Annotated in this window: 11 protein-coding genes and 1 pseudogene; 1 reads left to right on the top strand and 11 read right to left on the bottom strand. The window is 38.5% G+C overall.

Annotated elements, in window-relative coordinates; all coding sequences use genetic code 11:
• Positions 1–147: 147 nt before the first annotated feature.
• Positions 148–798 carry a phosphatase PAP2 family protein gene (locus tag LACPOB_RS0109155; protein ID WP_081607060.1) on the top strand — a complete coding sequence of 217 codons (651 nt, stop codon included), beginning with the start codon at positions 148–150 and terminating at the stop codon, positions 796–798.
• A 58-nt stretch (positions 799–856) separates the two neighbouring features.
• On the opposite strand, the gene LACPOB_RS0109150 is transcribed toward LACPOB_RS0109155, so the two are convergent.
• From LACPOB_RS0109150 to LACPOB_RS13135, 11 genes and pseudogenes are all read right to left on the bottom strand, one after another.
• Entirely contained in the window at positions 857–1681 is an 825-nt protein-coding gene (locus LACPOB_RS0109150; protein WP_017868544.1) for an alpha/beta hydrolase, read from the bottom strand.
• 179 nt (positions 1682–1860) lie between these two features.
• Positions 1861–2205, bottom strand: a complete 345-nt coding sequence (locus tag LACPOB_RS0109145; protein ID WP_017868543.1) for an AzlD domain-containing protein — start codon at positions 2203–2205, stop codon at positions 1861–1863.
• A 3-nt stretch (positions 2206–2208) separates the two neighbouring features.
• The gene (locus tag LACPOB_RS0109140) at positions 2209–2919 is read right to left on the bottom strand and encodes an AzlC family ABC transporter permease (RefSeq protein ID WP_371861878.1); all 711 of its coding nucleotides are present in this window, start codon (positions 2917–2919) and stop codon (positions 2209–2211) included.
• Positions 2920–3272: 353 nt separating this feature from the next.
• Positions 3273–4616, bottom strand: a complete 1344-nt coding sequence (locus LACPOB_RS0109135) for a serine hydrolase (protein WP_017868541.1) — start codon at positions 4614–4616, stop codon at positions 3273–3275.
• 234 nt (positions 4617–4850) lie between these two features.
• Positions 4851–6035, bottom strand: a complete 1185-nt coding sequence (locus LACPOB_RS0109130; RefSeq protein ID WP_026142815.1) for a sensor histidine kinase — start codon at positions 6033–6035, stop codon at positions 4851–4853.
• Between the two features lie 24 nt (positions 6036–6059).
• The gene (gene croR / locus LACPOB_RS0109125; RefSeq protein WP_017868539.1) at positions 6060–6749 is read right to left on the bottom strand and encodes a response regulator transcription factor CroR; all 690 of its coding nucleotides are present in this window, start codon (positions 6747–6749) and stop codon (positions 6060–6062) included.
• A 507-nt stretch (positions 6750–7256) separates the two neighbouring features.
• Positions 7257–7985, bottom strand: coding sequence for a hypothetical protein (locus tag LACPOB_RS0109120; protein ID WP_017868538.1), 729 nt, complete (start codon positions 7983–7985; stop codon positions 7257–7259).
• Positions 7985–8869: a glycosyltransferase family 8 protein gene (locus LACPOB_RS0109115; RefSeq protein ID WP_017868537.1), complete on the bottom strand. Its 885-nt coding sequence runs from the start codon at positions 8867–8869 to the stop codon at positions 7985–7987. Before LACPOB_RS0109115 ends, LACPOB_RS0109120 begins: the two co-directional genes overlap by 1 nt.
• Positions 8870–8935: 66 nt before the next feature.
• Positions 8936–9592 (bottom strand): ABC transporter permease, encoded by a 657-nt coding sequence (locus tag LACPOB_RS0109110; protein WP_017868536.1) that lies wholly within the window; start codon positions 9590–9592, stop codon positions 8936–8938.
• Entirely contained in the window at positions 9592–10539 is a 948-nt protein-coding gene (locus LACPOB_RS0109105) for an osmoprotectant ABC transporter substrate-binding protein (protein WP_017868535.1), read from the bottom strand. Before LACPOB_RS0109105 ends, LACPOB_RS0109110 begins: the two co-directional genes overlap by 1 nt.
• Before the next feature lie 11 nt (positions 10540–10550).
• Positions 10551–10750, bottom strand: a pseudogene (locus LACPOB_RS13135) (choline ABC transporter permease); the annotation flags it as partial.

Below are 10750 nucleotides of genomic sequence, written 5' to 3'. Positions count from 1 at the left end.
CTACGCTTCCTGGCCGGCCTCCCACTGAACTAACATCTATCTTCACTTATAGTTTAAGCTTTACACTTGTCGCACTTGATTTGACAATTGGGGTCCATAAGTTATAATAGATACTAGTGGTTTAGAAAGGAATTATAGAATTTATTTATGTCAAAATATCCTCACATATACTCTAGGCTGATCATAGGTAGCAGCAGCTTATTACTGTTTATCTTACTCGCAATTTTGGTGGGTCAACATGCAACTTTTATTACATCAGCTGACCATGAAGCAATCAATTTGTTACATCCTTTGATCACCCCTGCCCGTACTAAGTTCATTACTATTATTTCGAATTTAGCCAGTCCGACTATGATGACGGTTTATTCGATCATCATCGCATTATTCTTAGCCAGAAAAAATCAGTTTCGGGTCGGTCTTAACTTTTTAATTTTTTTCAGTTCGTTTAACTTATTAAACCATATCGTAAAAGGATGGATCGAACGTCCCCGCCCCACACACCGTTTAATTACGATCGGAGGTTTCAGTTTCCCGAGCGGACATACATTTGCTACCATCGTTCTCGTTTTTTGTATTCTAACACTTTTAAAGCAATCTAATTGTTCACAAAAAGTATACTTAACTGCAACAGCGTGCGGCTGGGGGTTGATCCTTTTAATTGCTTTTAGTCGTGTTTTTCTTCATGCTCACTTTTTAAGTGACACGATCGGCAGTTTATTTCTTGCAACAGCAAGTTGGCAAATAATACTTTCAATAATTGAATTAAGAGCAACACACTACAATGAAAATATACGATAAATATAAAATGTCCGAAATATTTACGTCTCTGCTATAAATATTTCGGGCATTTTATCGTTTAATTTCTTTTAAAGATCTCTTCTAACCAATGCGCAAATAATTCCGGCCAAACCGCAACTAATCCGGAAATTTGTTCTGGTCTATCTAGTGGAGCAGTTTCTTTCGTAGCTAAACTCATTCCGTGTACCCCATGAGCAAAAATGTGTAATTCGCAACTGATCCCAACTTTTTTTAGTGCTCTAACATACAGCAGGCTATTTTCAACAGGAACTGTGGCATCATCATCGATCGTCCAAATAAAAGCTGGTGGGGTTTGTTCAGTCACTTGCTTTTCTAAAGAGACCTGATTCAAACTTTCTTCTGTCATTTTTTCACCTAACAACGCTTTAAAGGAATCTTCATGTGCAAATGCACCACTTGTAATCACAGGATAACCCAAAGCTAACGCGTTCGGTTTGATCTCAGCCGGTACAAAACCGGCTTCTGTCAGCTCAGGATGATCCCATTTAGTGGCCAAATTAGCTGCTAAATGTCCCCCCGCAGAAAAACCCAAAACAACGATCTTTTGTGTGTCAACGTGAAACTTTGCTGCTCTTTGTCTGACAAATTTAACTGCTGTAGCTAGTTCAAATAAAGCTGTCGGATATTGGGCTGGTGCACACGAATAACGTAAAACAAAGGACTGGCACCCAAAAGAATTCATTTTAAGTGCGATTGGCTCCGCTTCTTTGTCAGAGGTAAAACGATAACCACCACCTGGACACACTATGACTGCAGGACGAAGTCTTTGCGAATCAATTTCCAGACTATTATCCATGACGTAACCTGTTAAAGTAGCATCTTGTGATAAAGAAGTCGTTAATTTTTCAGTAAAGTATTGCAACTTTTAGCCTCCTCATATATACACGGCTATTAAATCAATCATTTAACTCCTATCATTATTTTAGACTTAAAACTACCACCAGTATAGCAAGCCCTAGATATATTTTAAAGTAAGCATGAAAACCTTTTTTTACAAAAAAATAGACCATCTATTTCAGATAGCCTTTATATATATTCAGATCAAATAGGTACAACCAATGAAAGGCAAGCCACAGCGATCAAACCAACAACCACTGCCAAGCCCATCGACCGTGAATAATATGACACAGCCATTACGATCACCGATGCGATAATTTTCGCAACACTATCAAAACCGATAAACTCGTAAGTCTCAGTATTCATAAATACATCTTTAACCACCAACGCGGTAAATAAAGAAACTGGTACATACTTCATCCACTCGTTAAACCACTTGGGGATCTCCCTACTTGCAAAGATCTTCATTGGAAAATAACGTGGTACAAAAGCAACCAACATTGATAGTAGGATCAAGATAAAATGATCCATATTAGTAGTTACACTCATAAACTATTCTCCCGATTTGCTGATTTCCTTACGTCCTGCATTAGGTTTTATCTTCTTTAGCAAGAAGGCCTTATTCTTACCTTTTTTAACTAAATAATCTTCTAAAGCAAAACCAATCAATGAAGCGATCAAAGTTGCAACCACGAGCCCCATTGTACTCTTCAGCCATGCCATAGATAAAACTGCAAATACACCAGAAACGATACTGATCAAAATTGTCAAACGATTCTTGATCTGCATTACGATCATGTAGATAAATAAAGCTGTTAGCGCATAGTCAACTATCGTTAAGTTGACGGAAATAAAACCACCTGCCAAACTACCTATTAAATTAGACACAGTCCAAAACAATAAAGATAGATGCTCTACTGAAAGAGCATTTTGGGGCGTCCAAGTCTTATCAGTGGCAAATTTCAAATAATTCACCGCGTAGTTTTCATCATTCATTGATGCAGCGAAAATCAACAAAAATTTTTTACTCGTTCCACGTACATATTGAGATAAACTCGACCCCAATAATGCATATCGCATCTCCAAAAACAACAACATCAATAAAATTGTCTGCATCGGAGCATGGATCGTCAACATAGAAGCGATCATAAATTGGGCTCCACCAGAAAAAACTAGTAAAGAGACCAAAGCGGTCATCAGGAAGTTAAAACCAGCCGCATGTAATAATACACCGCACGCTAGACCGATCGGTATGTAGCTCATGCATAACGGTAAAGCGATCTGGAAAACTTCCTTACGACGTGTATCGGATTTTTTCACAGGTATGCCTCCAGAAATTCCAAATATAAAGTTTCAAAACAAATTATAACACACGAACAATCACTATTTACATCTTTTTTCTAAGAATACCTTCTTGACAAGTTTGCTCGTAGTCATTTAGGAAAAGAGAGTGAGATTAAAGATGTTTTGAAGTCGATTTGTAACGTGCTCGTTATTACAGTATGGCTTCAATCTTTTGGAACAAGTTTAAGGGCCTTCGACCTATCCCGTTAAATGGAATAGATCGAAGGCCCTTTTAGAATCGCACAGCTAGTTATGTCCCAGCTTCGTTTCCTTTAAAATAAGCCTTTTATTGCACGCCAGCCTGTGACAAAAATATTGGCTTTCTTATCTGCTTTGCTTGCAACAGCAGTTGTTTTGATTCCATCACTGCCATCGATAAATGGAGTTTTTTGCCCTTTAACTGTCAGTTCATAAGTACCAACTTTTTGTCCTTTCTTGATTGGCGCTTCTAAACCGTCTTTTTTATAAAGCTTTTTATTTCCTGTGACCTGACCTGCAATAGAATTAGAATCAATATCGTTTTCTAACCAAAGATGAGAAGTTCCCCGAGTTTTTGTCGGAACAGTCAGTTCTTTACCATGATAAACGGGTAATTTAGAGCCTTTTTTGAAATTCAAACCTGATTTAACGTTCGTATAAGTATAGTTGTTATAAACATAAGACATTAGTTTCTGTGTTTCTTCAAAACGACTCGTATCCTCATCATTTTTATGACGAGCACCCATAACGATCGTGATCACACGGTGACCATCCTTATGGACAGTTCCGGCAAAATTAGCACCAGCTGCATCTGAAGTCCCAGTTTTCAAACCATCAACTGGCAAAGCAGAATATGACTTAGTCAACCCTTTTAACATCCAATTCCAATTTGGCATATCTGTCTTAGTATCACCATTATCGAACTTAGCCTCTTTGATACTTGTTGTTTTCAAAACTTCAGGATGATCCGCAAGCAGCTTTTGTGATAAGATCGCCATACCAGTGGCAGACATCTTGTTAGCAGCAGAGTCTGGTGCACCTTTATATTTATCTTGCCCTACATCACCATTGTCTAACCCATTAGCAGTGTAAAACTCAGCATCTTTAATGCCCATTTTTTTAGCCTCGGAACTCATCATATCAATGAACTTCTGTTGCGTTCCACCAATTTGATCTCCCAAAGCCATGGCAGCACCGTTTGCTGAATAAATGACGGTTGCACGATACAGATCTCGAACTGTGTATTCATGATCTTCTTTCAAAGGAACATTTGAATAATTAGTATTTTGACTAACTTTGACCGCACCCTTAGAAGGCGAGATTTTTTGATCCCAGCTTAATTTTTTGTTATCGATCGCATCCAACACCAAATAAATTGTCATCAATTTACTCATGGAAGCTGTTTCTCTTTTTTGATCAGCATTTTTTGCATACAGGATCTGACCCGTTTTAGCATCGATCGCCACAGCAGATTTAACTTTTAGATCGATCTCATTTTCTTTCAGATTTGAGATTGTTGCAGCAGAAACATGAGCTGTTGGGTTAATTGTATTAGCTGTAAATACTCCGCCGGTAAAAAGTGCTAGGCCACAGGCTACTCCAGCTAGGCCTTTTTTTAATTGACTAAAAGTTTTCATGATTTCAAATGGTCCTCTCACTTATTTGATTATTTTAATTAAATATACTTATTAACTTTGACACAAAGAAAACTAGATTGCAATACTCGATACAACTGACCCGAATAAAATTTATATCTCTTCATCGCCGTCATTATCCTCCCTACAATAAACGAACCAGAAAACATGACCTTCATGCCCTCTGATTCACAAAATTATTATAGTTTAGGCAAACCCATGACTAATTCAACCCCGTTATTTTGTATTTGACATTTTTTTCATGATGCTTTCTGGTGCTCTTAAAGTATCTTGATGATGAACTGGAAAATGCATGACAAATTTTGTCAGTTTTTCATCTGATGTCGCATAAATATAACCATGATGCAACTCAACGATCCCTAAGGCGATCGCTAAACCTAAACCAGTCCCGCCCGTTTCTTTGGACCGTGAACCTTCAACACGATAAAATCGCTCAAAGATTTGCGTTAAATCACTTTTGGGGATCGGTTCGCCATCATTAGCAACTATGGCCTCTACTTCTCGGTTCGATACTTTTTTAGCGGACAAATATATGTGTGTACCACCATGGCCATATTTTAAGGCATTCGAAACTAAATTATTAAAAACACGTGCTAATTTTTCTGGGTCAGCATCGAACATCAACGCTCCCTCGGCAACATCAACTTGGACTTCCATCCCTTTTTTCGAGGCTTCTAACTCAAAACTAGCACCTAACTGCTCTAACATCGCATTCAGGTCGATCTGGATCGTTTCAAGCTCGACGCCAGCTTGGCGGACCTTAGTATATTCAAATAGATCATCTACCAAAGATTTCATCTGTTTTGACTTTAAAAAAGCCGTGTGCGTATACTTCAACAGGTCTTCTTCACTTTGATACTGTTTATCTTCGATCAAGCCCAAGTATCCGATGATCGACGTTAACGGTGTCCGAATATCGTGGCTGACGTTAGTGATCAATTCATCCTTAGATCTCTCGATTGCCCGTTCCTCTTCTAAAGATCTGATCGTACTATCTACTAAGGCGTTGACACTTTCAACCACACGTTGCATCTCGCCTGGTAATGTAAATGGAATACGGTGATCAAAATGACCTGACGCAATATAATGCAACTCAACGATCACGTGACGCAGCTGCATCTGACGATATCGTCTGATCAATCGCCAATACAAAATAAATGCATCTGCTATCAACATTAGTGCCGTAAAAGCCCAACCCCAGCTCCAAAACTGTATGTGCTGCGGTCCAAATGAAAGCGACATTTTAATTTGAAAGATACCATTTTCCACACCAGGGTTCATGTCGATCAATTGATCTATAATCAAAAAAACCGACATGTTCAATAAAAGCAACAAGATAATGGTGACGATACCTTCACCAAAAAGTTCACTTTTTTCCCTACCAGTTAGGTGAAATTTCAACAACCGTCACTCTCCTCGTACAATTTAGCGTGTTTCAACTTTATAACCAACACCCCAAACAGTCTGAACGACCTTTTCTCCACCGGTAGCTTCTTCAATTTTGTCACGTAAATGACTGACATGGACCATCACAGTCTTAGCGGATACCACTGATTCTTGTTTCCACACACGCTCAAAAATCTCATCTGCAGAGAAAACCCGATTTGGATGGCTTGCAAGCAAATATAAGATCCCAAATTCAAGCGCAGTTAACTGCACAGCAGTACCATCAACTGTTGTCACTTCATGCGAATCTTTTTTGATGATCAACGGTCCCACTTCAAGCTGGTCAGGTTCTTCATTTTGAACTTGATGTTGGGAACGACGCAACAATGATTTAACACGTGCCATGACTTCTAAGGGGTTGAATGGTTTAGTAACATAATCATCGGCTCCTTGAATCAGACCATGGATCTTATCGATGTCATCCGTCTTGGCCGATAACATCAAAATCGGGATCTGCGAGTCGCGACGCACCTCTTTAACAACTTCCAAACCGTCAACTTGTGGCATCATGATATCTAAGATCATCAACCCAATATCAGAATTGGTGTTTAATTTTGTCAAAGCCTCCTTGCCGCTAAAGGCTTTTTCAACTTCATAACCTTCATTTTGAATATATATACTTAACAATTCAACGATATCTTTATCATCATCAACAACTAAAATCTTCATATTTTTTTCTCCTTGTTTGTTAGCTGGCTTTTCTACACAAGAAATTATTTAATTGTAGTAACCAAATAATAACTTTTTCTCCATGAGCCGCCTATTTAAGAAAGCATGATCACTTTCAGCCGCTCACCGGTCCTTGGGACCTTTATTTTATAAAATACAATAACTTCTAAGAAAAGCCGATTTTTAATTCACTCACCATGTTATACCGAAGCTATTATTTATACATTATTGTACCAAATTCTACCTCAATCGTACCTAAAGAATTTTTTAAATTCAATCAAAAGACCTTAAGCTTCGACAAAAAGACACTTTCTATCTCCAATGCTAGCTATTTAACGAATTTTCACCTTAACATCTCAACAAAATTTGGGGCAAATAAAAAGAAAATAAGACAAAAAATACTTTGGAGCATGTTTAAGGGCCGTCGATCTAAACCATTTTAAATGGGATAGATCGACGGCCCTTTTAGAATCTCACAGTCAGTTATGACCCAGCAATAGCTCTGCTCTATTTAACACTGAAAACCTGGTCGTTAATAAAATCAAACGGCTGATGAAAAACATTCAAAGAAGAAATTAAGGTCAAATCAGCCTCTTGCCAAAATTCTTTTGAATTTGTTGCGCCATTTTTTTCTCCGATAACTAAAAATTCTCCGTGCCAGTTGAGAGTCCGCAAAAAATGCAAAATTTCTAAGTCGATCGTGTCTTTGTCTGGTGACCATTCCATAATGATCACATCTACATCTGCCACATATTTTTCGACTGCAGACATTGCATCCAAATTTTCAATTTGCGTCCACGGTTTTGGTTGGGTAATATCTTGTCCTTGCCAATTTAAGTCATCTGTTGCGATCACCTTGGTCAATTGGCTAGCTAAAGCGCCATTGCCAGCCATGATCTCCAAGACACTTTTGTGACCCAGATATTTTTTTAGCTCAGTTACCCACTCACAAGAAAAAATATGCCAAATCCCAAAGTTCTCGATCACACACTGACGTAAATCACTGAGAAAACTATCCACTGTCAAAACATCCGGGTGCGAGTCTAATAATTCAAAGACCAGGTCTGCGGATAATTCAAGCTGTGGTAATGAATGTGCTGGGATTTTCTGCTTCTGGTAAGCATGCACCGTTTGAGTAACCGCCTCAAGTTTTTCACGTACAGCAGATACTCGTGCATATTCTCCTAAATAGAGCTGTGCAGTTGCCAAATAATTACTAGCAGTTGATCCTGTCATTATGAGCGCCTGTTTTCTACTGATGGTGCACTATCAATTACGGGCGTCACTGATCGCGGATCTTTTTCAGGCCAAAAACGTAATGCTTGGTGGGAATAATGCTTATATAAAGCGGAATAGCGGCCAAAATAGCCCGGTTTCCATGGCTTTTCACGTCCACAGAAGTGTAAAATACCGGTATGTTGCATGACCCAAGTCAAATCCCACTCACCCATACTTAACATTTCGTAGGTCCGATTTTTTCGTGCATCGAAATTCCAGATCTCATCTGGCAAATGCTTGATCTGGTGCCCATATAATCCATTTAAGATATCTTGATCTGGTAATAATAAATTAAACTTATTATTTTTAATAAAATTAAAAATATCTTGAGGATCCACTTGTTGTCGAATTGTCTTTAAATTCATCAACAACACTCCAGAATTATAGTAAGCGTCTGCCTCTTCATTTTTTAATCGAACTTTATTTACCACATCAGTCATATTAGTCAAGCGGCTATGACTGCACGCTGCATACAGATAATCACTAACATCAGTCTCATACAAAGGCGTAATATCATTGATACATAATAGATCTGCATCAAGGTACAGTACCTTATCGATATCTTTTGGTAGATATTTGTGTGCCAGTAAACGATAATAAATCGTATGTGGGTATCTGTCAGTTATTTTGGCATCCGAAAATTCCTTATCAGTCACAACTACCGGACAATATTCAATTTTATTTTGTTGGCAAAACTGAGTAATTTTCGCTGTTTCTTTCAATTCTTTTTCTTGGATCACAAACACTTTTAAATGTGAGACCCACGAATTTTGTAAGATGGAATAAACTACGGTCAACATTTGGTCGACAAAACCATCATTAACAGCAAATAATAAATTCATCACTTAAAACCTCATTCATTTAGCAGTATTTTGTTGATACTAAACATCGCCAACATTATATCATATCTACTGTGCTCCGTGCGGTTGAAGTTTCTTTTCGATCCATCCCATAATTAAATCGGCAATGATCGCCATCAAAGCTGTTGGCAATGCCCCTGCCAGGATGATCGCACCGCCGTCAGTCGCATTGGTTCCTCGGATAATAATATCACCCAGGCCACCTGCACCAACAAAGGCACCAATTGCTACGTTACCGATCGCCACGACCAAAGCATTTCTTAAACCAGCCATGATCACGGAAACCGACAAGGGCAACTCAACCAGGAATAATTGTTGCATTTTCGTCATTCCCATACCTCGGGCAGTGTCAAGTACATCATTACTGACATTAAGCATACCAGTATAAGTGTTTTTAATGATTGGCAGTAAAGAATACAAGAATACGGTTACGATAACTGTATTAACTCCCAGTCCTAATGCCAACATCAAAATCGACAGCATCGCTAATGAAGGAACTGTCTGGATAACATTAGCCGCACCGATCGTAAATGACCCCAGCTTATGGTGCGAAGAAATATAAATTCCGAGCGGGATACCAACTACCGCCGCAATCAAAACACCATAAATCGCGATCAAAAAATGTCGATTAAACTGTTCAAGTACATATGAGCCATTGTTGACCATATAGTACCAAAATTGTTGCCATAATCCCATGTCACTCATTATTGATCAGCTCCTCTGAAGTAATTATTCTTTTGTAAAAATTGTCGGGCAGCAACGGATGGTTCCATTAGATTATTATCAACCTGATAATTTAATGTTTGCATTTGTTTCAGATCGATCTTGTCATCGAGCCGGTGCAACAATTTTTCCAAATCTGGATGGTCACGTAAGAACTTGCCATTAACTACCAACGAACTGTCATATGGAGGGAAAAAGCGCTTATCATCATCTAAAACTTTCAAATTGTAACTTTTGATCCGACCATCAGTCGAATAACCTAAGACGGCATTCATTTTTCCTTGCTCAACCGCGCTATAAACTAAACCAAGCTGCATTGGATACACCCGCTGAAAATCAAAGCCATATTCAGCGGCAAATTCTTTGTAACCGTCCCCTTTACGGTTCATCCAAGAACTATCGACCCCAGCCTTCATTTCTTTGGCATGGTCTCCCATATCAGAAACCTTATTTAAATTATATTTTTTAGCAGTTTCTTGGGTCACCATGAATGCGTACGTATCAGCAAATCCCATCGATGGGTAACGAACTTGATCATAACGTTTCTTTAATTCGCGATTAACAATTTTAGTTGCTTTTTTAGGATCTTTTTCAGGTGGTAATCCCAAAGTACCAGTTAAATCAGTACCCGTATAACTAGTAGCCATGACATCGGCATCATTACGTTGTAGTGCTGCTTGTGAAACAGAAGAGGATCCTAAGTTATTAACTAAAGATGTACTATAGTCAGTTTCATGTGTGATCAATTCAGAAATGATATTTGCAATAATTTGTGATTCAGTCGAAGTCACCGACGCGATCCGAACGTTTTTATCTGATGTCCCCGTCCCACTTAAACCAGGAAAGGAGCAACCGCCTACTAATACAAGTAAACCACATAAACTAAAAACGATTATCTTTTTAAAACTTTGTGTTAAATTACCTAACATATTTGACCCTCCTATCGCTGTGAAATTGGAGTTAAACGAGTCTCCAATTTGCCTAACAGGAAGTCGACGACCAAGGCTAAAATAGTCACTGGAATCGTCCCACCAATGATCAGGTCGGGTTGATAAAGATTCAATCCATTAAAGATAAAGTCTCCCAAACCGCCAGCACCGATATATGAAGCTAAAGTAGCCCAGGCAATTACATAAACAG

Source organism: Ligilactobacillus pobuzihii E100301 = KCTC 13174 (assembly GCF_000349725.1).
Taxonomy (GTDB): domain Bacteria; phylum Bacillota; class Bacilli; order Lactobacillales; family Lactobacillaceae; genus Ligilactobacillus; species Ligilactobacillus pobuzihii.
Note: the sequence above shows the minus strand (reverse complement) of the source record. Positions and strands in the feature narration are given on the sequence as shown.